The sequence below is a fragment of the Thalassospira sp. ER-Se-21-Dark genome (genome assembly GCF_017922435.1).
Classification (GTDB): Bacteria; Pseudomonadota; Alphaproteobacteria; order Rhodospirillales; family Thalassospiraceae; genus Thalassospira.
Genome location: NZ_VDEZ01000007.1, coordinates 58,282 through 84,486 on the forward strand (window position 1 = coordinate 58,282; position 26,205 = coordinate 84,486).

Annotated in this window: 20 protein-coding genes; 12 read left to right on the top strand and 8 right to left on the bottom strand. The window is 54.1% G+C overall.

Annotation, left to right across the window (positions count from 1 at the left end; translation table 11 throughout):
• Nucleotides 1-23: 23 nt before the first annotated feature.
• Nucleotides 24-437, bottom strand: a complete 414-nt coding sequence (locus FHI25_RS19840; RefSeq protein ID WP_063089282.1) for a universal stress protein — start codon at nt 435-437, stop codon at nt 24-26.
• Nucleotides 438-1,297: 860 nt separating this feature from the next.
• Between FHI25_RS19840 and FHI25_RS19845 the strand changes: the two genes are divergently transcribed.
• The 5 genes from FHI25_RS19845 to FHI25_RS19865 all read left to right on the top strand — a co-directional run bounded on the left by FHI25_RS19845 (nt 1,298) and on the right by FHI25_RS19865 (nt 8,644).
• A complete protein-coding gene (locus FHI25_RS19845) occupies nt 1,298-2,887 on the top strand; it encodes an ABC transporter substrate-binding protein (protein WP_210520765.1) in 1,590 nt (529 codons plus the stop codon).
• 196 nt (nt 2,888-3,083) lie between these two features.
• Nucleotides 3,084-4,091 carry an ABC transporter permease gene (locus tag FHI25_RS19850; protein WP_210520767.1) on the top strand — a complete coding sequence of 336 codons (1,008 nt, stop codon included), beginning with the start codon at nt 3,084-3,086 and terminating at the stop codon, nt 4,089-4,091.
• Nucleotides 4,088-4,915 carry an ABC transporter permease gene (locus tag FHI25_RS19855; protein ID WP_008889682.1) on the top strand — a complete coding sequence of 276 codons (828 nt, stop codon included), beginning with the start codon at nt 4,088-4,090 and terminating at the stop codon, nt 4,913-4,915. The genes FHI25_RS19850 and FHI25_RS19855 overlap by 4 nt, the downstream gene beginning before the upstream one ends.
• Nucleotides 4,908-6,539, top strand: coding sequence for an ABC transporter ATP-binding protein (locus FHI25_RS19860; RefSeq protein ID WP_210520770.1), 1,632 nt, complete (start codon nt 4,908-4,910; stop codon nt 6,537-6,539). The genes FHI25_RS19855 and FHI25_RS19860 overlap by 8 nt, the downstream gene beginning before the upstream one ends.
• Before the next feature lie 98 nt (nt 6,540-6,637).
• Nucleotides 6,638-8,644, top strand: coding sequence for a CocE/NonD family hydrolase (locus FHI25_RS19865; RefSeq protein ID WP_210520772.1), 2,007 nt, complete (start codon nt 6,638-6,640; stop codon nt 8,642-8,644).
• Nucleotides 8,645-8,691: 47 nt separating this feature from the next.
• Here the strand turns inward: FHI25_RS19865 and FHI25_RS19870 are convergent, their stop codons facing one another.
• From FHI25_RS19870 to FHI25_RS19880, 3 genes are all read right to left on the bottom strand, one after another.
• Nucleotides 8,692-9,630 carry an alpha/beta hydrolase gene (locus FHI25_RS19870; RefSeq protein ID WP_210520775.1) on the bottom strand — a complete coding sequence of 313 codons (939 nt, stop codon included), beginning with the start codon at nt 9,628-9,630 and terminating at the stop codon, nt 8,692-8,694.
• 127 nt (nt 9,631-9,757) lie between these two features.
• Nucleotides 9,758-11,209, bottom strand: a complete 1,452-nt coding sequence (locus FHI25_RS19875; RefSeq protein ID WP_210520777.1) for a carnitine 3-dehydrogenase — start codon at nt 11,207-11,209, stop codon at nt 9,758-9,760.
• Complete coding sequence (locus FHI25_RS19880; RefSeq protein ID WP_246879246.1) at nt 11,209-12,147, bottom strand: 3-keto-5-aminohexanoate cleavage protein; 939 nt, start codon at nt 12,145-12,147, stop codon at nt 11,209-11,211. The genes FHI25_RS19875 and FHI25_RS19880 overlap by 1 nt, the downstream gene beginning before the upstream one ends.
• 23 nt (nt 12,148-12,170) lie before the next feature.
• Here FHI25_RS19880 and FHI25_RS19885 point away from each other — a divergent pair, with 23 nt between their 5' ends.
• On the top strand, nt 12,171-13,208 hold the full coding sequence (locus FHI25_RS19885; RefSeq protein ID WP_210520780.1) for a GlxA family transcriptional regulator: 1,038 nt from the start codon (nt 12,171-12,173) through the stop codon (nt 13,206-13,208).
• Between the two features lie 9 nt (nt 13,209-13,217).
• On the opposite strand, the gene FHI25_RS19890 is transcribed toward FHI25_RS19885, so the two are convergent.
• On the bottom strand, nt 13,218-14,150 hold the full coding sequence (locus tag FHI25_RS19890; RefSeq protein ID WP_210520782.1) for an L-lactate dehydrogenase: 933 nt from the start codon (nt 14,148-14,150) through the stop codon (nt 13,218-13,220).
• A gap of 658 nt (nt 14,151-14,808) precedes the next feature.
• Here FHI25_RS19890 and FHI25_RS19895 point away from each other — a divergent pair.
• Together FHI25_RS19895 and FHI25_RS19900 are read left to right on the top strand one after the other, a co-directional pair.
• Nucleotides 14,809-16,080: an aromatic ring-hydroxylating dioxygenase subunit alpha gene (locus FHI25_RS19895; RefSeq protein WP_210520784.1), complete on the top strand. Its 1,272-nt coding sequence runs from the start codon at nt 14,809-14,811 to the stop codon at nt 16,078-16,080.
• Nucleotides 16,077-17,210 (top strand): hybrid-cluster NAD(P)-dependent oxidoreductase, encoded by a 1,134-nt coding sequence (locus FHI25_RS19900; protein WP_008889672.1) that lies wholly within the window; start codon nt 16,077-16,079, stop codon nt 17,208-17,210. Before FHI25_RS19895 ends, FHI25_RS19900 begins: the two co-directional genes overlap by 4 nt.
• A 73-nt stretch (nt 17,211-17,283) precedes the next feature.
• Here FHI25_RS19900 and FHI25_RS19905 read toward each other — a convergent pair whose 3' ends face one another.
• Nucleotides 17,284-18,333: a GlxA family transcriptional regulator gene (locus FHI25_RS19905; protein WP_210520786.1), complete on the bottom strand. Its 1,050-nt coding sequence runs from the start codon at nt 18,331-18,333 to the stop codon at nt 17,284-17,286.
• Nucleotides 18,334-18,750: 417 nt separating this feature from the next.
• Between FHI25_RS19905 and FHI25_RS19910 the strand changes: the two genes are divergently transcribed.
• From FHI25_RS19910 to FHI25_RS19925, 4 genes are all read left to right on the top strand, one after another.
• Complete coding sequence (locus FHI25_RS19910; protein WP_197147624.1) at nt 18,751-19,500, top strand: electron transfer flavoprotein subunit beta/FixA family protein; 750 nt, start codon at nt 18,751-18,753, stop codon at nt 19,498-19,500.
• A 20-nt stretch (nt 19,501-19,520) separates the two neighbouring features.
• Complete coding sequence (locus FHI25_RS19915; RefSeq protein WP_210520788.1) at nt 19,521-20,456, top strand: FAD-binding protein; 936 nt, start codon at nt 19,521-19,523, stop codon at nt 20,454-20,456.
• A gap of 35 nt (nt 20,457-20,491) precedes the next feature.
• Nucleotides 20,492-21,349, top strand: coding sequence for a formyltetrahydrofolate deformylase (purU, locus tag FHI25_RS19920; RefSeq protein WP_008889668.1), 858 nt, complete (start codon nt 20,492-20,494; stop codon nt 21,347-21,349).
• A 94-nt stretch (nt 21,350-21,443) separates the two neighbouring features.
• Nucleotides 21,444-24,005, top strand: a complete 2,562-nt coding sequence (locus tag FHI25_RS19925; protein WP_210520791.1) for an FAD-dependent oxidoreductase — start codon at nt 21,444-21,446, stop codon at nt 24,003-24,005.
• 382 nt (nt 24,006-24,387) lie between these two features.
• Here the strand turns inward: FHI25_RS19925 and FHI25_RS19930 are convergent, their stop codons facing one another.
• Together FHI25_RS19930 and FHI25_RS19935 are read right to left on the bottom strand one after the other, a co-directional pair.
• The gene (locus tag FHI25_RS19930) at nt 24,388-25,152 is read right to left on the bottom strand and encodes a glycosyltransferase family 2 protein (RefSeq protein WP_210520794.1); all 765 of its coding nucleotides are present in this window, start codon (nt 25,150-25,152) and stop codon (nt 24,388-24,390) included.
• Between the two features lie 54 nt (nt 25,153-25,206).
• On the bottom strand, nt 25,207-26,157 hold the full coding sequence (locus FHI25_RS19935) for a GDP-mannose 4,6-dehydratase (protein ID WP_210520796.1): 951 nt from the start codon (nt 26,155-26,157) through the stop codon (nt 25,207-25,209).
• Nucleotides 26,158-26,205: the final 48 nt, after the last annotated feature.

The following is a 26,205-nucleotide window of genomic DNA, read 5'->3' on the forward strand; positions in this document are numbered from 1 at the left end:
CCGTAAAAGTTCGCCCGCATCCTCTAACGCACGAGGAATACAGAAAGATCCGAGTGTGACGCGACATATCCGCCATGAGACGCAAAAATATGGTCGGCAATACCGGGCACGTGCGATGCCATGACGATGACGTCGGCACCAAGCTCGTCGGCCTTGGCGACAAGTTCCTTGCTGAGATCCACCGCCGGATCATGCGAAATATGCGCGACTGCCTTGGTGCTTACACCATGCTTGGACGCCAGATCCTCGGCGAAAGCCTGAAGTTTCTGTTCAAATTCCTTTGGCGTATGTGCCACCGATGACGGCGTATTGGTACCGACACCGAGAAGGCTTATCTCGGCCTTGTAATGCTTGGCTAGATCGACCGCCGTTTTAATTGCTTTGTCCAATTTTTCAACGTGGGCCAAATCGACAGGCACGAGCATCTTCTGATACATTCATTCCTCCGTTATGTGCACCACCCCTGAAGTCCGTGGTTTCACGAAATATCAGGGCAGCGAAAAGAACCTAACATTGACTGTCTACAAAATCAAAAACGGGCTTTCGAAAGTGCGCACAAGCAATGCTGCAATATTTGCCGTAAAATTCCGTCACACGGTTTGACAGTACTCGTTGCCGAAAATTGACCTGACCACATTGGGAAACTGCGCCTAAAGTCGAATCGCCAGATGATTATTTTTCAGGTTTCCAAACAAAACATCCGGTGCCTTTAAGCGAATTTTCGATGTTCGAACTTGAAAATTTTAAAAATTTTTTCTCAATCAAAATCAGCCTGTCCAACCCATCGGCTTTTCCACCCGTAAACCCCTTAATTGGCAAGGCGTTTCTTGGCAAAATCCATCGGATTTCTATTCTATTTTTCAGAGAGTTTCACATGGTGAAACTCTATCCTCGGATGCCGAAAAATCGCACGGCCATGCGCACTTGGCTTGATGAAGCCCCCAAACTCGTGTCACGATGTGCGCGATTTGTGCACTGTCTGTCCCACACAACATGTGCCTCCAGATCAGAACACCATAAGTTCTGAATGGACATATTTGCTGGATCCGTCTTGTGAAAGGCAGGCATCCATGGCCGTGCACATACCCGAAAGGGAAAATTATTGTGGCCAACGGGGGAGTTGATCAACTGCGCAATAACGGTGCCATGGCGCAACAGCACATCTTCATGCTGCATGCCCGTTTGTGTCTGAACGACACCCCAACCTGCACAACCAAGCACAACCAAATCGCGGGTAGGATCTGCCACACCATTAAAATAATTCAGCAAAATCAAAAGCATCAGAGAAGGAACAGGGATGACTGACCCTATCAAGTATTTCGCGTCACGCGTCACAGCATCTGAAATGAACCGTCGTGAATTCATCGGCCGTTCGATGGCCGCCGGCCTGACCCTTGCCGCTGCCACAAGCCTTTATGGCAAGGCCGCCATGGCACAGGAACCAAAGCGCGGCGGGCATCTGAAACTTGGCCTTCAGGGCGGGGCTTCGACCGACGTTATTGATCCGGCAAAATCCTCTTCGCAATTCACCTTTGCCATGAACCGTAACTGGGGCGACACCCTGGTTGAATCGCACCCGACCAGCGGCCTTGCCGTCCCGTCGCTTGCTGAGTCCTGGGAACCGAATGCCGACGCATCTGTCTGGACGTTCAAAATCCGCAAGGGCGTCGAGTTCCATGACGGCTCCGAACTGACCATCGACGATGTTGTCAAAACCCTGAACCGCCACACCGACGAAAAGTCCGAGTCCGGCGCACTGGGTGTTCTGGGTTCGATCAAGGGCATCGAAAACAAGGGCGGCGATCTTGTTCTGACCCTTTCCGAAGGCAATGCCGATCTTCCGCTGCTGCTGAGTGACTATCACCTCGTGATCCAGCCGGGCGGCGGTTACGATAACCCGAGTGCCGGTATCGGTACCGGTCCGTTCAAGATCGACAACTTCGAAGCCGGCGTGCGCGCAACCTTCGTGAAAAACGAAAATGACTGGCGCACCGATCGCGGCTTTGTTGATTCTGTCGAAATGATCGTGATGAACGATGCCACCGCACGTATGGCGGCCCTTTCATCGGGTCAGGTTCACTTCATCAACCGCGTTGATCCGAAGACCGTTGGCCTTCTGAAACGTGCACCGAATGTTGAAATTCAGACCACTTCGGGCCGTGGCCACTATGTCTTCATCATGCATTGCAACACCGCACCGTTCGACAATAACGACCTGCGTCTGGCGCTGAAATACGCGATGGACCGCGAAACCATGGTCGAAAAGATCCTTGGCGGTTACGGCAAGGTCGGCAACGACTTCCCGATCAACGAAACCTATGCCCTGTTCCCGGAAGGCATCGAACAGCGTTCCTATGATCCGGACAAGGCAGCCTTCCACTTCAAGAAGTCCGGCCATGACGGTTCGGTTCTTCTGCGCACGTCTGACGTCGCCTTCCCGGGTGCTGTCGATGCGGCGGTTCTCTATCAGGAAACCGCCAAAAAGGCCGGGATCGATATCGAAATCAAGCGTGAGCCGGGTGACGGTTACTGGTCGAACGTCTGGAACGTTCAGCCGTTCTCGACCTCTTACTGGGGTGGTCGTCCGACCCAGGATCAGATGTATTCGACGGCCTATCTCTCGAGCGCGGACTGGAACGACACCCGCTTCTTCAACACCAACTTCGACAAGATTCTTCTCGAAGCGCGTGCTGAGCTTGATCAGGCCAAGCGTAAGGAAATGTATCACGACATGGCCCTGATGGTCCGTGACACCGGTGGTCTTATCCTGCCGATGTTCAATGACTTCGTGAACGCAACCACGACCAACGTTTCCGGCTTTGTCGATGATATCGGGAACGATATGTCGAACGGTTATGTTGCTTCGCGTCTGTGGATCAACAGCTAGTCAGTCGGGATGCCTTGCATCCCCTTGATTATAGACTTGCGGGATCACGGCCATTTTGGTCGTGGTCCCCTACTTGTTGTCACCTGTTTGTTTAAGACTACGGTCTGATCGAAATTTCCAGATGGAGGCAAACCATCCTTTGCCGTCCCACCCGTCTTGAATTTCCGTTCAGGCCACTAAGGGGGAGTATGTGTTCATGGCCAATCCCTTGGCCGGCGTGCGAGCCGCGCGACACAGACTGAAAGAAACCCATCCGTTATCGGTACTTATTGCCGAACGACTGGGCTTGAGTGTGTTGTTGCTTTGGGCTGTTTCAGTCCTGATTTTTGCCGGCGTCGAAGCCCTTCCGGGCGATTTCGCCGAAACCTATCTTGGGCAGTCTGCGACACCGCAGGCGATTGCGAACATTCGCGAAGACCTTGGCCTGGATCGCCCGATCACCACGCGCTATTTCGAATGGCTTGGTGGTGTTATTCAAGGCGACTTTGGCAATAGCTGGGCCAGTGGCGCGCCGGTAACCGAACAAATCACCAAACGCCTTGGCAACTCGCTGTTTCTTGCCTTCTTCGCTGCGGCGATTTCGGTCCCGCTTGCAGTCGGGCTTGGCATGGTGGCGGTTCACTATCGCAACCGCATTCCTGATCGCGTGATTAACGTTCTGTCGCTTGCCGCGATCTCACTGCCGGAATTCTTCATCGGCTATATCCTGATCGTGTTCTTTGCCGTTCAGATGGGGGTCGCAACCTTCCCGTCCACTGTCTATGACAATATGGGCTGGTCGGAACGTCTGGCCGCGATTGCCCTGCCGACAGCAACACTGGTGATGGTCGTTCTGGCACACATGATGCGCATGACTCGTGCTGCCATCATCAGTGTCATGTCATCGGCCTATATGGAAACGGCCGAGCTTAAAGGCCTTGGCGCCTTCAAGGCGATCGTCAAACACGCTGCCCCCAACGCCATCGCCCCGATTGTCAATGTGGTGGCACTTAACCTTGCCTATCTGGTGGTGGGCGTTGTCGTGGTCGAGGTTGTCTTCGTCTATCCCGGCATGGGCCAGTATATGGTTGATGCCGTGACAGTACGGGACATGCCCGTCGTGCAGGCCTGCGGGCTTATCTTTGCGGCGGTTTATATCCTGCTCAATATGGTGGCCGATATCGTCGCCATTGTCGCCAATCCGAGACTGAGGCATCCGCGATGAGATTACGTGAAATCCCGCTGACCGCCTGGATCGGAATTCTGGGCATTCTGTTTGCTTTTGGCTGTGCCGTCTTTGCCCCGCTCATCGCGCCCTATGGGGAACGCGAAATTGTTGCGGGTGTTTGGGAACCGGCCAGTGATCTTTATCTTCTGGGCACCGACAACCTTGGCCGTGATCTTCTGTCACGCCTGATTTACGGTGCGCAGACAACCCTGTTTGTGTCGCTTGCGGCATCTATTCTGTCGTTCTCAATCGGCATTTTCCTGAGCTTTACGGCCGCTGTTTCCGGTGGCCCGATTGATCAGGGACTGTCGCGCCTCAACGATTTGATGATGTCGATCCCGACCCTGATTTTCGCCCTCGTGGTGCTGGCGGTTCTGCCGCAGAACATCTTCATCCTGATTGCCGTGATGGCCATTCTGGATTCAACGCGCGTCTATCGACTGGGCCGTGCGGTTGCCCTTGATGTTGCGGTTATGGAATTTGTCGAGGCCGCCAAACTGCGCGGTGAAGGCCGGATGTGGATCATCTTCCGCGAAATTCTGCCCAATACGCTTTCGCCGCTTTTGGCAGAGTTCGGGCTGCGTTTCGCCTTTTCGATCCTGTTCCTGTCGACTCTTTCCTTCCTGGGTCTTGGCATTCAGCCGCCGGCTGCGGACTGGGGTGGTATGGTCAAGGACAACAAGGATGGCATCATCTTTGGCATTCAGGCTGCCCTTATTCCGGGTGGCGCGATTGCGGCCTTGGCCGTCTGTGTCAACATGGTTGTCGACTGGTTGCTGAAACGTACTTCCAGCCTGAAAGGAGGCCGCGGCGATGTCTGATCTTTTATCGGTACGCGATCTGCGCATTGGCGCGACCATCTTCCCGCCGGGCGAAGCCCCGATGGATATCGAGATTGTCCATGGTGTTTCCTTTGATCTGCAAAAGGGCAAGGTCCTTGGCCTGATCGGGGAATCCGGTGCGGGTAAATCGACCATCGGCCTTGCCGCTTTGGCCTATGGCCGGGGTGGTGTGCGCATCACAGGCGGTGAAGTCCTGCTTGATGGCAAGGACATCCTGCCGCTCGACAAAAAGGGGATCCGCAAGATCCGCGGGGCACGTGTCTGTTATGTTGCCCAATCGGCTGCGGCATCTTTCAACCCGGCGCACAAGCTGGGCGATCAGGTCATTGAAGCCACGGTCGAACACGGCCTGATGAGCCGCGACGAGGCCCGCAAACGGGCCGACTATCTGTTTGAAATTCTTGGTCTTCCGGACCCGAAGAATTTCGGTAATCGGTTCCCCCATCAGGTATCGGGGGGACAGCTACAACGTGCCATGACCGCCATGGCGCTCTGTTCCAAACCGGAACTCATTGTCTTTGACGAACCAACCACGGCTCTTGACGTGACCACCCAGATTGATGTTCTGGCCGCGATCAAGAACGCGATTGAAATGACCGGCACAGCCGCCCTTTACATCACGCATGATCTGGCCGTTGTTGCCCAGATTTCTGATGACATCATGGTGCTGCGCAACGGCGACACCATCGAATACGGACCGGTACAGCAGATCATTGAAAACCCGCGTCAGGAATACACCAAGGCGCTGGTCAATGTCCGCCAGACCAAACAGACCGAAGCCCGCGATCAGACGGACGCGTTGCTAAAGGTTGAAAACATCTCGGCTGCCTATGGCAACGGGGTGCAGGTTCTTCATGATGTATCGCTGCATGTCCCGCGTGGTCAGACACTGGCCGTAGTCGGGGAATCCGGTTCGGGTAAATCCACACTGGCACGTGTCATCACCGGACTCCTGCCGCCCTTCAAGGGCAGCGTCAAATTCGGTGATGAGAAGTTGTCAAACGCACAAAAGAACCGGTCACGCGATCATTTGCGCCGTATCCAGCTGATCTATCAAATGGCTGATACCGCGATGAACCCGCGCCAGACCGTTGGGCAGATCATTGGCCGCCCGTTGCAGTTCTATTTCGGCATGCGCGGTGCGGAGCGCAAAAAGGAAGTCATCAAACTTCTTGATGAAATCGAGATGGGCGAAGCTTTCTATGACCGTTATCCTGCCGAACTTTCCGGCGGGCAGAAGCAACGTGTGGCGATCGCACGTGCCCTGGCTGCACAGCCGGAATTGATCCTGTGCGACGAGCCGACCTCGGCCCTTGATCCACTGGTTGCCGAAGGCATCCTTGATCTTTTGCTGCGTCTGCAAAAAGAACGTCAGGTGTCCTATCTGTTCATCACCCATGACATCGCAATTGTGCGTGCGATTGCTGATTCTGTTGCGGTGATGCTGCAGGGCAAGCTGGTCGATTTCGGCCCGCGGTCTGAGGTCCTGAACCCGCCATTTGACGATTACACCGACCTTCTTTTGAAATCGGTGCCGGAAATGGAATTGGGTTGGCTGGAAAAAGTTTTGGCCACGCGCAAAATGGAAAGTGCCGGTCACTAAAAGCCGTGCGAAACACAAAAAGGCGGCCAATCATCAGGGTCGCCTTTTTGAATAAGCCCCACACCTACAACTCGCCACCAAAAGGACGACGCCCCACTATGTCCGAACGAAACTTCACTGTTATTGAAAACACCTTTATCACCATCGCAGACGGCACCCGATTGGCTGCCCGCATGTGGATGCCCGAAAATGCCGAGAATGATCCGGTCCCGGCGGTGTTTGAGTTTCTGCCCTATCGCAAGGGTGATGGGACCTGTGCGCGCGATGAGTCGACCTATCCCGAATTTGCCAAGGCCGGCATTGCCGGCGTGCGGATTGATATTCGCGGATCAGGTGAATCAGATGGTGTGATTGACGGTGAATATACCGAACTTGAACTGACCAATGCGTGTGAGCTGATTGCATGGATTGCCGATCAGCCGTGGTGTAACGGATCGGTCGGCATGATGGGGATTTCCTGGGGCGGATTTAACTGCCTGCAGGTTGCTGCCCTCAATCCGCCTGCGCTCAAGGCGGTGATTTCCATCGCATCAACGGTGGACCGCTATAACGACGACATTCACTATAAAAATGGCTGTCACCTCTCTGCACAACTGTCATGGGCGGGAACAATGCTGGCCTATCAGTCACGCTCACCTGACCCGGCATTGGTTGGTGATGACTGGCGGGCAATGTGGTTGCACCGCCTTAAGGAAGAGCCGTTCTTTTTGGAAGAATGGCTTCAACACCAGACCCGCGATGATTTCTGGAAGCATGCCTCGATCTGCGAGGATTTTGATGCCGTCAAAATCCCGTCGATGGTTCTGGCCGGGTGGGCGGATGGCTATCGCAACACGCCAATGCGCGCGATTGAAGGTATGCCAGACAGGTCCAAGGCCCTTATCGGCCCGTGGGTACATAAATACCCGCATTTCGCCTGGCCAAAGCCGCGTGCCGACTTCACGGGCGAAGCCATCAAATGGTGGAACAAATGGCTGCGGGGTGATGATAACGGTATGGATGACCTGCCCCAGATGCGCGCTTACATCCTCGATGGCCCGAAACCGGCTGCTCGGCGTGACTTTGATCCGGGCTTCTGGATCGCCAAGGACACATGGTCCGAACCGGAAACCCAAACCCTTTATGTCAATGACGGCAGGCTTGCCTTCGAGGCAGGTAACGAAAGTACCCCTGCTGCTGACATTTATTTGAAATCACCGCTCGATACCGGAACCGCATCGGGTGAATATTTCACGCTGAAACCAGATGCCGAAATGGCCATTGATCAGCGTCCGGATGACGCCGGATCGCTGGTCTTTGAAACCGCACCGCTTGAGGCCGAGATTGACCTTCTGGGACATCCGGTTTTGCGCGTTGATGTTGAATGCGATGCAGACTGGTCGAACCTGTGCGCACGTCTGGTCGATGTGCATCCTGATGGTACATCAACCCGTGTGTCGTTCGGGGTTCTGAACCTTGCCCATCGCGATCTTGAAACCAATTATAACGATCCCAAACCGATGCCGCGCGGCAAGAAGGTGACCATTACGCTGGTTCTTGATGCCTGCGGCTATCGCTTCAACGCCGGGCATCGCATCCGTCTTGCGCTTTCAACATCCTATTGGCCAATGATCCTGCCAGCACCCTTTGACGCGGGCCTAACTGTATCACCATCTTCTATTGCTTTTGATCTGCCGCTGCTCGGCGCGCACGAGAAGATTGAGGTGAAGGAACCGGACAATCCCGATCCGCTGCCGAAATATATCGAACACAAACCGGGCCGGACGGAACGCAGTGTTCAACGCAATCTGACGCAGAACGAAACCCGTTATCGCATCTATGAAGATACCGGTCTTTTTGAGCACCCTGACTCACGCCTGTCGACGCGCGAAGTACGCAGCGAAACCTGGACGATCAATCCGCTTGACCCAACCTCGGTTAAGGGCGAAGCCGCCTGGACCTGCGATCTGGAACGCGATGACTGGTCAGTGCGGACCGACTGTCACGCAGAACTGACATGTGACCGCGACAATTGGTATGTGTCCGCCTGGGTGATTGGCTATGAGGGCAGTGAACAGGTCTTTGAAAAGACTTGGGAAAAAGCTATTCCCCGCAACTTCATGTAACCATCTTTACGAAAAAAGGGCCGGTTATCCGGCCCTTTTTGCTATTTCTAAGCAACCATAGCGGCAATGGCATCGCACAGATGCCCGAACGCGGTTTTCGCCCCTGGGCTCATATGCCCGGCACGCAGCCAGCCGTGGATCATTTGGGGTTCTTCACGGTATTGAACGGAAATGCCCGCACGGGCAAGACGGGCGGTATATTCGCGGCCATCATCGCGCAGCGGATCAAAATAGGCCGCCGTGATAAAGGTTGGTGGCAAGCCCCGCAGGTCATCAACCGACAGCGCATGGGCAAACGGATCATCCATCGGTGCCTTCAGCACATCACGATAGTAAATCACGTCGTCGGTACTGAGCCCCGGCGCATTTGCCATCTGCCCATAGCTTGGCCAGTTCAAGTCACCGCCAAGGGCCGGATAGATCAATGCCTGCCCCAACACGCGATCGCCAAAACCTTCTTCGCGAGCCCGAACGGCAATGCCTGCGGCCAGCATGCCACCGGCACTGTCGCCCACCAGAACAATCTTCTTGCCGGACGCCAGGATGCTTTGGGTCACGCGATGGCAGTCTTCATGCTGAGCGGGCCAGATATGTTCCGGCGCAAGACGGTAATCAATCGCGATTAGTTCGGCCTTTGCTGCCTCGGCGATTTCGGCGCAAATCGCATCATGGCTGTCGCGCGACCCGACGACAAAACCACCGCCATGCATGTAGACAATCTTGTGGTGAGAGGTGCAGTCGGCAGGGCGATAATGGCGCACCGGAACATCGGCAATCACATCGTCTTCGACCTGCATGCCGTCCGGATGTGGAAAAGCGAATTCGGCGCATAACGCATCATACCAACTGCGCTGCTGATCAATTGATGCCGCCACCGCGTCGGGGGGATAGAACCCGTCGCATTTGGCGATAAAGGCACGAATGCCTTCTTCCTCTGGCATCGGGTCATAGGTCACTTCGGGGGAAACCTGATCGGAATTGGCCATCAACGGATCCTTGGTCAAAGACGTGATCGGCTAGCCTAACGCGGAAGCCCCCGCAGTTAAAGACTGCAGGGGCATCACACAGCGTTATTGTGAACTGGTTCCACGCAAAACGGATCGCGCGTCTAGACTAACCGATTGCACGACCAAGCTGATCTGGCTTGGGCAGGCTTGCATGACGTTTTGCCATTTCGGCCAAATTGGTTGCCACCACGCCACCAGGCTCGGATGTGCGGCGGGTTTTAAGGTCGACATGCAGCAACAGGGTTTCGACGGTTGCGGCAACAGCCCCGTCATCATTGATCAGACGATGGAACAGATGAAGCTTCTTGCCTTCGCCCTTGATCAGTTGGGTGGTCACACGGATATGGTCGCCTGCACTGATTTCCTGCAAATAGCAGACATGGGTTTCAACCGTGAAATAGCTGCCGCCACTGGCAATATAATTTGCATCCGCCCCGACCATTTCCATGAAACGGTCGCTTGCCTGTGAACTGACCTCAACATAATGGGCTTCGTTCATGTGCCCGTTATAATCCGTCCAGCTTTGCGGAATCTGGCGATCACCGGTCACCGGAAGATCGTTGATCGGCATCGGTTCGGGAAGCGACGCTTCGTGATCATTGATCGTGCCACCAGCACCACTCCCCGATTTCTTGAGCGCGCGCATCATGCCGACAAGATTATCATCGCGCAGGCGTTCAAGGTCACGGATGCTCATATGACCGGACTGATCATCTGATTGCTGCGCAATACGGGCTGTCAGTTCCGGGGTCAGTTCCGGCACATCCATCAGCTTCGTCCAAGGCCATTTAAGTGCCGGTCCGAACTGCCCGATGAAATGTTCCATCCCGGCCTCGCCCCCCGCAATGCGATAGGTCTCAAACAAGCCCATCTGCGCCCAGCGCAGGCCAAAGCCATACCGGATGGCGTCATCAATTTCCTCGGTCGTGGCGACCTCGTCATGAACAAGCCACAGCCCTTCGCGCCAAACCGCTTCAAGCAACCGGTCGGCAATATGGGCGTCAATTTCCTTGCGCACGACAAGTGGCTTCAGCCCGACAGACCGCAACACGTCACAGCCACCTTCAATCGTTGCTGCGTCGGTCGCCGCCGATGGCACGACCTCGATCAATGGCAGCAGATAAACCGGGTTGAATGGATGGGCGACGACGATCTGTTCAGGTTTGATTGAACCTTGCTGCAACTCGCTTGGCTTGAAGCCCGACGTCGAAGATCCAATCAGGCAGTCCGACGGGGCATGGGCCTGAATTTGGGCAAGGATCTTGTGCTTAAGCGCAAGTTGCTCCGGCACGCTTTCCTGAATCCACTGCGCCCCGGCCACCGCCCTTGCCATATCGTCATGGAAGGTCAGTTTGCCTTCGTCTGGCAGGGAGCGATCATAAAGTGCAGGCAAACTTCTGCGTGCGTTTGCCAGAACTTCGTTGATCTTGCGTTCTGCCTGCGGATCCGGATCGAAAACCGCCACATCCCAGCCATTTAGCAAAAACCGCGCGGCCCAGCCGCCACCAATGACACCACCGCCAATGATGGCAGCTTTTTTGTTTGAGCTCGTGGACATTAGCGTGGCTCCCGCTTGGTCAGGCCAAGCTTCTTGCGAACAGCATCCGGGCCAATCACGGTGGCACCCATGCCTTCGATAATGCCAACCGCGCGCTCAACCAGCTGGGCGTTGGTGGCAAGCACCCCTTTGGACAAATAGATATTGTCTTCCAGACCTACCCGCACATTGCCCCCGGCCAGAACCGATGCGGCAACATAGGGCATCTGATCGCGACCGATGGAAAAGGCCGACCAATTCCAATTAGACGGCACGTTATTCACCATCGCCATAAAGGTATTAAGATCATTTGGCGCGCCCCAAGGAATACCCATGCAAAGCTGCACCAGCGCCGGGCTTTCAAGAATGCCTTCGGACACCAGTTGCTTGGCAAACCACAGATGGCCGGTATCAAATGCCTCGATCTCGGGTTTAACGCCAAGGTCGGTCATCATCTGCCCCATCGCACGCAGCATGCCCGGCGTGTTGGTCATGACATAATCGGCCTCGGCGAAGTTCATGGTGCCGCAATCAAGGGTGCAAATCTCGGGCAGGCAATCGGCGATATGCGCCATGCGCTCGGACGCCCCGATCATGTCGGTTGCAGCTTCATTGACCGGAAGCGGTGCCTCGGTAGAGCCAAAGACGATATCGCCGCCCATGCCGGCGGTCAGGTTCAGGACAACATCGACATCGGCTGCCCGCACCCGTTCGGTCAGCTCGCGATAATATTTCAAATCACGTGACGGTGCCCCGGTTTCGGGATCACGCACATGGCAATGCACCACGGCCGCCCCGGCCTTGGCCGCGTCAATCGTACTATTGGCGATCTGTTCAGGCGATCTTGGCACGTGCGGGGATTTGTCTTGGGTTCCGCCCGAACCGGTTACGGCGGCGGTAATGAAGACTTCCTTGTTCATCGAAAGCGGCATGATGGCCTCACTGTTTTTTGCAATCATTCTCTGCCATCAGGATATCTCGATTGCCGATATTGATTTTACATATTCCGTCATTTACTTTTCTGATCATGCCAAGCACGCATCACCGATTTGTCTTTGTCCTGTTTGACGGATTTTCCAATCTGGTTCTGGCCAGTGCGCTGGAACCGTTACGCGCGGCCGCAGGTCTGCCGGGCGGGCCGGAGATCAGCTGGGATATCTGCACAATCGACGGATCCCCGGCGACAAGTTCCAGTGATCTTGTCATCACACCAAAGGCAGCCCTCAATGCCATCCCTGACCCGACACATATCGATTATCTTGTGGTGATTTCGGGTTATGACATGCGCCATCATTTATCGTCACGCACCCGGGCACGATTGCAAAATGCTGCGCAACATGCGCGCACGGTGATTGGTGTCGATACCGCCGCCTGGTTGCTGGCGTCGTGCAATATGTTGGCGGGCAAATCGGCAACCATCCATTGGCAGGAACTTGATCAGTTCCGTGAACAGTTCCCCGATGTCACCGTATTGACGGATCGCTTTGTTGAAGATGGTAAAATGATCACATCCGGGGGGGCTGCAACCGTCATGGAAATGATGCTGCACATCCTCGCGCGGCAATATGGGCCAGCGGTTGCCTTTGATGTCAGCAATCTGTTTGTCTATGATGTCCGCCATCAGCGGCACGGCGACCCCAGTATATCTGGACGCGGCGCAGACCGGTTGCGTGGTCCTGGCGCGGATCATGTCCGACGTGCGGTTGCCGAAATGATCGCCCATATCGAAACGCCGGTTGCACTGAAATCCATTGCGACCCACGCCGGGTGTTCGCTGCGCAGTCTGGATCGCGCCTTTCAGGACAATTTGCAGATGGCACCGGGTAAATATTATCAAATGCTGCGTCTTGGCCGGGCCCGTGATCTGGCCCGCTCAACCGACATGAAGCTTGCCGACATCGCCCTTCAGACCGGGTTCAAAAGCCACGCGGCACTCAGCCGGGCCTATGCGCAGGCCTTTGGTACGACATTGCGCGCGATGCGCAGCAAACGTCGACCTGCTGCCGCCGTAGGCACATAACAGACCATGTTACAGCCGGATTGACTCAATACTGCCCTTCAAAAGCCGCGCACTTTTTTCAAGGCCGTCACGCTCTGCACTGACAAGTTCAGGCATCAGATCGGTCTCAATGCCTTGCCCCCCGACCACGCGGGGAATGGACAGGGCAACATCCTTGACCCCGACGATTTCGGGGGTCACGCACGATACGGTCAGAACGTCATGCTGATCCTGAGCAATCGCCTTGATGATCCGCGCCAACCCGGCCCCGATCCCGTAATAGGTCGCCCCTTTGCCCTTGATGATTTTATAGGCCGCATTGCGCACGCCATCATCAATGGTGGCACACACATGCTCTGTAATCGGGGAACCGACCTGGGCGGCAATATCGGCCAGTGAAAGCGATCCCACCTTGGCGTTCGACCAGGCCAAGACTTCGCTGTCGCCATGTTCGCCAAGGACATAGGCATGAACCGACTGCGGCGAAATACCTAGATGACGTCCCAAAAGACTGCGGAAACGGGCCGTATCAAGGATCGTCCCCGAACCGATCACGCGGTTGGCAGGTAGCCCGGAAATCCGTTGGGTGATCTGCGTCATGATATCGACCGGGTTCGACGCAATCAGGAGAATTGCGTCAGGCGCCACCGCAAGAACATTGCCGACCACGTCCTTGAAAACGGCGGCGTTTCTTTCCAGCAAAGCCAGCCTGCTTTCACCGGGTTTCTGACTGACCCCGGCGGCAAGAATAATCACCGATGCCCCGGCAAGACCGACATAGTCGGCCGCCTCGACAATTGTCGAGGATAGGAACGGCACTGCGTGCGCAATGTCTTCGGCTTGGGCGACGGCCAGATCGTGGTTCTGATCGACCAGAACCACCGAACTTGCGAGTCCCATGACGGCAAGCGCATAGCCCGCCGAACTACCAACCATTCCGGCCCCGACAATGCCGACTTTCATCACCCGAATCCCCAATTTTCACGGTCTATTGTCATGATGATGCCATTGCGGTCGATTGGCGTCAAAAAAAGCGAGGAAAACTGCTGTTGCACATTGAAATTTCTCCAGACAAAGGCCACCTAGCCGGTATCGTGTGCCCGACAATGATAACTGCGTCGCAAAACTACTGCCCAATTGACTTATGCTTTCTCCCTTAGCGACCTCATTTAGAAATAGATTTTCTGATCGCTCACTCTTTATCGTGGGCGTGCCAAAGAGCAGGTTACCTGCCGGCGGAGTAGAGGGAGACTTTGGGTGCAACTGACGGCCCGCAAACAGGCACGTACATTGTACGTGAAACCATGTTCGTATCCGCTTTTGGGTGCGAATACCAATCGTGCCAACCACCATGGTGTTGCGGCAAACGGTTTCCTGCGTTCGGCACCATTACATTTCGTGCGGACGCAAAACTGTCAGTTACCTTGGCTATACCAACTTTCTCGCGCGCAGATAGCCACTGAAGACGTCCAGGAAATAAGCCCGAGGCCGGAAACAACCGGTTTCAATTGTCTGTACACCGACGAATGTGATCGGTGATATGCTTACGCCCTGATGCAAACGGCTAGCCATGCACAGGATTCCATCCAGATACCATTGAGAGAAGCCGAGGTATCCGACCATGCATTCTTCTGACATTCAAAAACTCGTCGCCCGCCGCCAGACATTCAAAAGCCTTGAAGCGCCGTTCTACAGCGATCAGGACATTCTGGATCTGGATATGGAAGTGATCTTTGGCCAGCACTGGATCTTTGTTGGCGTAGAGCCGGAACTGCCGGAGCCGGGCGATTGCATCACGGTCGAGATCGGCGGGGCGTCGATCCTGATCCTGCGTGGCGACGATATGGGCATTCGTGCCTTCCATAACGTTTGCCGTCACCGTGGTGCGAAACTGATCGACGAACGCCAGACCACGATTGGCAATATCGTCTGCCGTTATCATGGCTGGACCTACAACGAGGATGGCGATCTTATCCTTGCTGAACACATGGGATCAGGCTTTGACAAATCCTGTCATGGTCTCAAATCGGTTCATGTGCGTTCCATTGCGGGCCTGATCTTTATCTGTCTTGCCAAGGATGCGCCGACCGATATCGAAGAAATGGCCAAGGTCATGGAACCCTATCTTGCACCGCATGACCTTGCGAATTGCAAGGTGGCCCACGTTTCCGAACTGATCGAGGAAGGAAACTGGAAGCTGACCATGGAAAACAACCGCGAGTGCTATCACTGCGAAGGCAACCATCCGCAGTTGACCGTGCCGCTGTCAGAATTCGGTTTCGGTTTCTCGCCTGATGAACTTGATCAGCGCCGCTCCGAAGACGTTGCGAAATACACCCAGACCATCGCCAATGACCATGCGCGCTGGGAAGCCTGCGGTCTGCCGTCTGCCGAACAGGATCAATTGTCGAGCGTGACCGGTTTCCGCACCATGCGGCTGCCGCTGATGCGCGAAGGCGAATCACACACCCTTGATACAAAATCGGCATCCAAAAAACTGCTTGGCAATTTCACCGATGCCAAACTTGGCGGGCTCAGCTTCTGGACCCACCCGAACTCCTGGCACCACTTCATGGCTGATCATGTCGTGACCTTCTCTGTCCTGCCGCTGGCACCGAACAAAACGCTGGTTCGGACCACCTGGCTGGTTCACAAGGACGCACATGAGAACGAGGATTACACGCTTGATAACCTCACCCATGTGTGGAACATGACCAATCAGCAGGATGCAGACCTTGTGCGCCTTGCCCAGATTGGCAGCGAACAGCCTGCATACGAACCGGGCCCCTATTCCAAGTTTACCGAACCGCATGTCGAAGCATTCTGTGACTGGTATATCAAGCGTCTGGAAGATCACTTCGCAACGACCAAAGCCGGGATTGCCGCAGAATGACCGACAAGAATACCACCGACAGCAACAAGGGCGATCAAGCCCCGGTCGAAGAAATTCTGACCGAAGTTACCCGGGTCCCGCTTTGGGACCCGGAAAATGACGACGTCCTTGTTTGCCGTCAGGTGCGTCAGGAAACGCACGACGTAAAGACCTTTGTCTTTTCCGCACGTGAACCGCGCGCGTTTCGTTTCTACCCCGGTCAGTTCATGACGTTCGAACTGCCTGTTGATGGCATGATTACCCGGTGTTACACGATCTCGGCTTCGGCAGCGCGTCCATACCGTCTTGAAATTACGGTCAAACGGGTTCCGGGTGGCCCGGGGTCGAACTGGCTGCATGACAACATGCTTCCGGGCAAGGAAATCAACGTTTCCGGTCCGGGCGGCGAATTCACCGCTGATGCCACGGGCGAAGAAAAGCTGTTGTTCATTTCGGCTGGCAGCGGCATCACCCCGATGATGTCGATGACACGCACCGCCTGTGACCTGTCCGAACCAACCGACCTTCATTTCGTTCATGCAGCACGTACGCCGTCTGATCTGATTTTCCGTGACGAGCTCGCCCTGCTGGCAGCACAGAACCCGACCCTGAAGGTGGCACTGACCTGCGACAGCGCGTCTGCAAGCCATCAGTGGACCGGTTATACCGGCCGCCTGAGCTTGCCGATGCTGTCGCTGATGTCGCCTGACTTCAAGGATCGCAAGGTATTTTGCTGTGGTCCCGCTCGCTTCATGGAGGGTGTTCGCCACATGCTCGAAGAAGCAGGCTTCGACATGGGCAAGTACTATGAAGAAAGCTTTGATTTTGGCGCTGAAACCGCGGGCACATTCGAAGAACACGCCTCTGTCGCACCGGAGATCAGCGAACAAACCTTCCGCGTCAGCTTCAGCAAGACCGGCCACGTGGTTGAATGCAGCCCGGGCATGACCATTCTGTCGGCCGCCAAGGAAGCCGGCCTGATGCCGATGTCATCCTGTCAGCGTGGCATTTGCGGCACTTGCAAATCCAAACTGGTGTCCGGTGAAGTCGACATGAACCATGGTGGCGGCATCCGTCAGCGCGAAATTGATCAGGGCAAGATACTGATTTGCTGCTCGACCCCGCTTTCCGATGTCGAGGTCGAGATGTGATATCTCTGCGATCTTAAGCGCACCAATTCAAACGCCCTGCTTACCATCACAGTAAGCAGGGCGTTTTCGTTTCTTATGCGCCGGCATCAAGTTGTGGTGCGTCTTCGACCATCGCACTTGTGGCCAGTGAATCCGGGATCGGGCGGCGCAGGGCCTGTGGCGTACAGCCATAACGACGGCGGAACATCCGACTAAGGTGCGAAGAATCACAAAAACCGCAATCAACCGCAATCTGCGCGACAGACTTGTCGCTTTTCTCGATCAGGTGCTGAGCCAGATCAAGCCGGATATTAAGGAACGCCACCTGGGGCGATGTATCCAGCGCCATTCTGAAATGCCGTTCGATCTGGCGTTTGCTGTTGCCCATGCGCCGCGCAATTTCCTGAACGGAAATCGGCATATCGATATTTTGCTGCATGATCAAAAGTGCGCGCTGCACGATCTGATCCTGCGTTTTCAAATCCAATGGAATGCCCGGCTGGGGCTTTTCCGCCTGAAGCGCATCATCAATGATCATGATATGCAGGCTTTTGTTCGCCTGCGCCCGCCCGACATGCTTATCCACCAAATAGGCCGCCAGATGCGCGGAGCTAACCCCGCCCGAACAGGTCAACCGGTCACGGTCGACCACAAAGATTTGCTCGGTAACCGGGTCAAGCCCTTCGAACTGCTCGACCACTTCGGAATGATGGAACCAACTGACACAGCAACGATACCCGTCAAGAAGCCCGGCCTCATGCAGCATAAAGACCCCAGTGCAAACACCAACAAGTGGCACCCCGGCTTCGGCCGCTTCATGCAGGAATTTCTGATAGGCGGGGCTCAGCTTTTCGGCGTCATCCATCAGCCCGCCAACAACCACGATATAATTGAACCGCCGTGGATCGCCCAAACGTTCCTTGGGCTGAACCGCGATGCCGCTACTTGATGTGATCGGGTCCATCGTGTCCGACAAAACCGTCCATTTACACAGGATCGGACGACTACGATCACCTTCGTCTGCCGCAAGGCGCAAGACATCGACAAAGTTGGCAAAGGCGCACAACGTAAAGCGTTTTGCGAGGATAAAACCGACGGTTAAACGCGGCGCAGTCTGGGCACGTGCTTCAGGCTTCTTGAGCATCGGTTCCTCCGATACAGACAAGGTTACCGGCTTTGTCGTAGCGGTAATCTCACTTTGACGCAAACATTCTATTTTTTGGCGCAAAAAGTCGCCAGATTACTTTTCATGATACCGAAGGGTATGTCGGCTAAGCAAGAGAAACACAGGGTCACGGCAGAATCAACAATCGGATTGCGATCAAGATGCCAAAATCGGCAAACAGTACATTCGCGCCCCGAAACGATCGCCAGAAACCTGTCCAGATTGCCCCGACCCCGGAAACTCGGCATCCAGAATTGCACCACGCTCAATATCGCCTCCGGTAGTGTCGCATCGCGTAACGCTTCCAGTCTTTGAAACTTAAATCGGGTTGCTGCAATACGCACCCACACCGGGCCAAAAGTTTGTTTGATCCGGATTTCGTCAGAGAGGGAAATGATGAAGGTTCTCGTACCGGTCAAACGGGTCGTTGACTACAACGTGAAAATCCGCGTCAAGGCGGATGGTTCCGGTGTCGACTTGGCCAATGTCAAAATGTCGATGAACCCCTTCGACGAGATCGCGGTTGAAGAAGCCATTCGTCTTAAGGAATCCGGCCAGGCTGACGAAATCGTCGCCGTTTCAATTGGTCCGGCACAGGCACAGGAAACCCTGCGCACCGCCCTTGCCATGGGTGCTGATCGCGCCATCCTGGTCACGGTTGATGGTCCGGTTGAGCCGCTTGACGTCGCGAAAATCCTCAAAGGTGTTGTGAACGCCGAGGAACCCGGCCTTGTCATTCTGGGCAAACAGGCGATTGACGACGATGCCAACCAGACCGGACAGATGCTTTCGGCCCTGCTTGGCTGGTCACAGGCAACTTTCGCCTCCAAGCTGGAACTCTCGGCTGATCACGCCAAGGTAACCCGCGAGGTGGATGGCGGTCTTCAGGCCATCAGTGTCAGCCTGCCGGCAATTGTCACCGCCGACCTTCGCCTGAACGAGCCGCGCTATGCGTCGCTTCCCAATATCATGAAGGCAAAGAAAAAGCCGCTCGATAGCAAAACCGCCGCTGACTTTGGCGTTACCGTTGCCCCGCGTCTGCGCCTTATCCGGGTTGAAGAACCCGCAACGCGCAAGGCGGGCATCAAGGTTGCCGATGTTGCCGAACTCACCGACAAACTCAAGAATGAAGCTGGCGTCATCTGACCCAGGCGGAGATTGAAATCATGGCTATTCTTCTTTTTGCCGAACACGATAACGCCACCCTGTCCGAACAGACCGCAAAGGCCCTGAGCGCTGCAACCCAGATCGGCGGCGATATTGATATTCTTGTCGCGGGCTCGGGCATTGGTGCGGTTGCCGATCAGGCATCCAAACTTGCCGGTATTCGAAGCGTAATGGTCGCTGACAACGACGCCCTGGCAAACCATCTTGCCGAAAATGCAGCCGGACTGATCGTTTCACTTGCGGGCGATTACGACACCATCGTTGCTGCTGCAACGGCGAATGGCAAAAACATCCTGCCGCGTGTTGCCGCCCTGCTCGATGTCATGCAGGTGTCTGAGGTCATGGAAGTTGTCGATGCCGATACCTTCAAACGCCCGATCTATGCCGGCAACGCCATCGAAGTGGTGCAAAGCACAGACGCCAAGAAAGTGCTCACCATCCGCACCTCAAGCTTTGGCGCAGCCGAGGCTGGCGAAGGCGCTGTCGAAATCAAGCCGGTTGACGCGGGCAGTGCGAATAGCAGGAAATCTTCCTTCCTTGAAAACATTCTGTCGGAAAATGATCGGCCGGAACTGGGTTCTGCCAAGATTATTGTTTCCGGTGGCCGTGCCCTTGGTTCGGAAGACAAGTTCAAATCCGTTATCACGCCACTGGCAGACAAACTTGGCGCCGCCGTTGGCGCATCGCGTGCGGCTGTCGATGCGGGCTATGCCCCCAACGATCTTCAGGTTGGTCAGACGGGTAAAGTCGTTGCACCCGACCTATATATCGCATGTGGTATTTCCGGCGCGATCCAGCATCTGGCAGGTATGAAGGATTCCAAGATTATCGTTGCCATCAATACCGATGAAGAAGCGCCGATCTTCCAGGTCGCAGATTACGGCATTGTCGGTGATCTGTTTGAAATCCTGCCGCAGCTGGAAAACCAGCTTTAACATTCAACACGAGACATCAAGACGGAACCAAACCAGTGAATGATACCTCTTATATCCTTCGTGTTGCCTGTGATGATCAGCCGGGCATCGTTGCGACAGTTACCTCTGCTCTGGCCACGCGCGGCGCCAATATCGCCGAGTCCAACCAGTTCTGGGACCGCCACACCAACAAGTTCTTCCTGCGTGTTGCGATTATCACACCGGCAGATATCGACAAGGAATCTGTTGCCCTGTCGCTGAACCCGGCGGTGGATCGCTTTAACCTGAAGCTCAAGATTGATGAAGTTGCACGCCGTCCGAGAATCATCATCATGGTTTCGAAATTCGACCATGCGATGCTGCACCTTCTTTACCAAATCAAGGTGGGCTGGCTCGACGCCGAAGTGGCGGCCATCGTTTCGAACCACGAAGATGCCCGCAAGGTCGCCGATCAGGAGGGCATTCCCTTCTACCACTGGCCAGTGAACAAGGAAAACAAGGCTGAACAGGAAGCCAAGCTTGCCGACCTGATCAAGGAAACCAAGTCTGAACTGGTCGTCCTTGCGCGTTACATGCAAGTCCTGACCAACGAGCTTTCCAGCCAGTTCTATGGCATGATCATCAACATTCACCACTCGTTCCTGCCAAGCTTCAAGGGCGCAAAGCCCTATCATCAGGCTTACGAGCGCGGGGTGAAACTGATCGGGGCAACTGCACACTATGTCACGCCGGATCTCGATGAAGGCCCGATCATTGAACAGGAAACCGAACGCGTGAACCACGCCATGTCCGCAGATGATTTCGTCGCGGCTGGTCGCGATATCGAATCCCGGGTTCTCGCCCGCGCCGTCAAATACCATCTTGAAGGCAGGGTGATGCTTAACGATCACCGAACGGTTGTCTTCACTTTGTAGTAAACTTCGCAAAGGGGCCGGCTTTGACCGGTCCCTGACGCGTTTTCGCCATGCCGAGCACTGACAAACATCTCGGAAAGAAGGATTGAGAGAAATGAGCGCATTTCCAAGCAAGGCCAAAGTCGTCATCGTCGGTCTCGGGGGTATTGTTGGTTCCTCGGTGGCGCATCACCTGATCGAAAACGGCTGGGATGACATTGTTGGCATCGACAAATCGGGCATTCCGACCGATATCGGCTCGACCGCCCACGCATCCGACTTCTGCTATGCCACCAGCCATGATCAGCTGACCACCTGGACCACCATGTATTCCATGGATTTCTATGAAAAGATGGGCCATTACGCGCGCATCGGTGGTCTGGAAGTCGCACGTGTCGGTGACCATGAACGCATGGGCGAACTCAAACGCCGCGTTGATTCCGGCAAGGCATTTGGCACCAACGTCAAAATTATCTCGTCCGCTGAAGCCAAGGAAAAATTCCCGCTTCTCGAAGAAGACCAGATCATGGGTGCAATGTGGGACCCGGATGCCGGTCTTGTTATTCCGCGCTCCCAAACCGTTGCTGGCAAACTGATCGATCAGGGCGTTGCATCTGGCAAGCTCAAGATATTTTCCAACACCTCGGCCCTTGAACTGATCACCGAAGATGGCCGCATCAAGGGTGTGGTCACCGAACGCGGTACGATCCATGCCGACTATGTTGTTGTCTGTGCCGGTCTCTGGGGCCGTCTGATTGCTGAAATGGCCGGCGAAGACCTTCCCGTCATGCCGGTTGACCATCCGCTGACCTTCTTCGGGCCGTACAACCAGTTCGAAGGTACCGGTGTTGAAATCGGTTATCCGCTTCTGCGTGACCAGGGCAACTCGGCCTATATGCGCGACACCGGCGACCCCAAAAGCACTGAGGGTGGCCAGATCGAATGGGGCTACTATTACGAGGAAAACCCGCGTCTGGTCCATCCGCGCGACATCCTTGAAAAGGATCAGGCACGCCTGTCCCCGTCGCAGCGCGACCTTGAACTCGAAGACGTCATGGAACCGCTTGAACGCGCCATGGAACTGACACCGATCCTGACCGAGCTTGGCTTTAACGAAAGCCACTCGTTCAACGGCCTGTTGCAGTCCTCGGCCGACGGTGGCCCATCGATGGGTGAAAGCCAGAACCTGCGCGGCCTTTGGTACGCAGTAGGCATCTGGATTAAAGACGGGCCCGGCATGGGCAAACTGATTGCTGACTGGATGACCCATGGCCGCACGCATATCGACCACGCCTCGGTCGATTTCTCGCGCTTTAACAAGTTCCAGCTGAACGAACAGTATATCCACGACCGTTGCTACGAAACGGCGAAAAAGATCTACAACCCGCCGGTCCACCCGCGCGAGCCGTTCGCCAATGCGCGCGGCATCCGTCGTTCACCGTTCTACGAACGCGAAGTGGAACTTGGCGGTTACTTCATGGAACTGGGCGGCTGGGAACGTGCACATGGCTATGCCGCCAACGAGCACCTTCTTGAAAAATACGCCGACCGCGTTCCGGTCCGTGAACATGAATGGGACAACCGCCACTTCTGGCGTGTGTCCAACGCAGAACAGCTGGCAATGAGTGACGATTGCGGCATCATCAACCTGTCGCACTTCCACATGACCGACATTTCCGGCCCCGACCACGTCGAACTGATGGAATGGCTCTGTGCTGCGAAGATCGGTGGGGATGCCAACATCGGCAAGGGTATCTATACCCACATGCTTGATGACGAAGGCATGGTGCGTGCCGACTTCACCGTCTTCCGCATGGAGGACCGCTGCCGTCTGGTAAACGGTGCTGATGCCGGCCCGCGTGACCTGACCTATATGCGCCGCACCGCCCAGGACAAAGGTTGGGATGTCACCATCACCGATGTGACCGAAGATTTCACCACCATCGGCATCTGGGGCCCGAACGCGCGTGAAAACCTTAAAAAGGTTGTCGAAGACCCCGAGGCGCTCAATGTGGAAAACTTCCCGTTTGCCGCCATCCGTCAGATCAAGATTGCCGGCAAGACTGTCTCGGCCTTCCGCATTTCCTATGTCGGTGAACAGGGCTGGGAACTTCACATGCGTTATGAAGACGGCCTGGCTGTCTGGGATGCGTTGCGCGGCATTGGCGTTCTGGCAGTGGGCGTTGAAACCTATGCCAACTCACGCCGTCTGGAAAAGTCACTGCGCCTGCAGAACGCAGATTTGCACACCCAGTACAACCTGCTGGAAGCCGATCTGGCCCGCCCGAAGGTCAAGGAAGCCGACTTCCGCGGTAAGGCAAAGCACGTTGAATATCGCGAACGCGATCATCAACCGGCCATGCTCTGCACGCTGATCATGACCGATAATGTCGATGCCAATGGTGTTGCCCGTTATCCGGTCGGACGTCTGCCGGTGATGGATCCGGAAACTGGCAAAACCCTGATTGATGAGTTGGGCCGTCGTTCCTACACCACCTCGATCGCCTTTGGCCCAAGTGTTGGCAAAAACATCGCCCTTGCCTACCTGCCATGGGATTACTGCCAGGAAGGTCGCAAACTGATCGTATCTTATATGGACGAGATCTATCCGGTCGAAGTATATGGCATCGGCTACAAACCGATCTATGATCCGGAAAACCTCAAGCCACGCAGCTAATTTCCCACAAATGCGTAGACTCAAAGGGCGGGGATTTCCCCGCCCTATTGATAACAACCTCTCTCTGGATGTCACACCGGCCCCCATCGGGCCAACACTCTTTGGCAGTTGCCGGAGTGACCAATATCAGTGGGATCAGATCACTGATTAAATATGCAGCCTCCATCAGCAACGCGGATACTTTTTCGACATCGGCTTTATAACGAACCTATTAGTGTGATTCATCTTAAGGTGGAAAATGGATTGCAGTAGCTCTAATTCATACCAGCTTTGCCAGCACCATCCGTCGAATCAAAGCAGGGGCTAAGTGGAACCGGAAGAACTTCTTTTTGTTTTCCGTTACTCCGAGAAAAATTCGATATAGAAAAAGAAAAAAAATAAACTAAGAAACACGGCGTATGTTTAAAAATTGGGAGATTCGAGAAAAAATTTTATATAATAAGAACATAAATATAGAAGAACCAATTTCAAGATTTTTTATTGATTCTATTATTTCAATATTTTGCCTTACAATAGAACCGACACCCCCATCTGACACGCCTCCATTCTTCATTCTAACAAGCACCTCAGGTATATATTCTACCTTTGCTTTATGCTTGAATATAAATCTAAACATTAAATCAGCATCTGCAGCAATCTTATAACCGGTATTAAATCTTCCAAAATTATCGTACATATCCTTGGTGGAAAAGAAGGCTGGGTGGGGCGGATACCATCCTATCAATCGCAGACGCGAGCTAAATTCTCCGGATTTCCAGTACCTGGTTACCTGCTGTGTATTGTCTTTGTTGACACAAACTATATCGCCATAACAGCAATCTATTTTTTCACTCTTGAATTTATCAATAACTTTAAACAGCACAAAACTGTCCGAATACGTGTCATCAGAATTCAGCAATCCTACTACGTGACCTTTAGCCATCAGGATTCCTTTATTCATAGCATCGTAGATGCCTTCATCGGCCTCGGAGACCACGCTGGTGATTCTGTCTCGATACTTATCGATTACCCCCAAAGTTCCGTCTGTCGACCCTCCGTCAATCACTATATACTCAAGATCAACGCCTTGTTGAGAAATAACGGATTTTATGGTTTCCTCTATCGTCCCAACAGAGTTATACGAAACTGTAATAATTGATATCTTCATAGCTAAAACTTCATTAAAGATTCACCGCATCAAAAATTGGCAGCCGTAAGTAGATCAACACTCATTTTCTAACATTTTTTTTACGATACCGTCCAAGTCGATAGTCGATTTCCAACCCAGAACATTGAACGCCTTCTCTGGGTTTGCACGACTTACCCTAATGTCTGATGGACGCTTAAATCCATCACTCAGCTTCACATGGTCTTTCCAATTAAGGCCAAGATGATCAAATGCAAGCTCCACAAACTCCTGTATCGAATTAGAGACGCCTGTCCCGATTACAAAGTCGTCTGGCTGCTGCTGCTGCAACATTAACCACATTGCTTCCACGTATTCTGGTGCCCAGCCCCAATCACGCTCAACCGACAAGTCACCAAGAGATATTGACTCTATCTTTCCCTTTTTAACATCAAGGGCACCCTTGATAATTTTTTTTGTTACAAACCGCTCAGGACGGAGACTTGACTCATGGTTAAACAGTATTCCCGAGCACGCAAAAAGGTCGTATGCTTCTCGGTAACTACTTACCTCCCAAAATGCAGTAGCTTTTGCGACAGCATAGGGACTCCTTGGTCTAAACGGGGAGCTCTCCGAGCTCCCTCCAGTTTCAGCTTCACCAAAACATTCCGAAGATGATGCGTTGTAAAATCTGCATTTTGAACCAAGAAACCTTATAGCCTCCAGCATGTTCAGAGTTCCCATCGCAACACTTTCCAAAGTCTCGACAGGCTGCTCAAATGAAAGACCGACAGAACTCTGTCCGGCAAGGTTGTATATTTCGTCGGGTTCAACAATCTCAATGGTCTGAAGAACACTTCTAAAATCAACCGGACTCATTGAGTGAAGATGAACATGCTCTTTGATTTTCAGTTTAGATAAATTTACAAAAGAGCTAACAGTAGCATCACGCGAAGTTCCATGAACTTCATAACCCTTGTTTAATAATAGCCGAGATAAATATGAGCCATCCTGACCTGATACACCAAAAATTAAAGCACGCTTCATATCACCTCATTCATATTAACCGGCTTCTTTCCTGCAGAAGCCGTGACA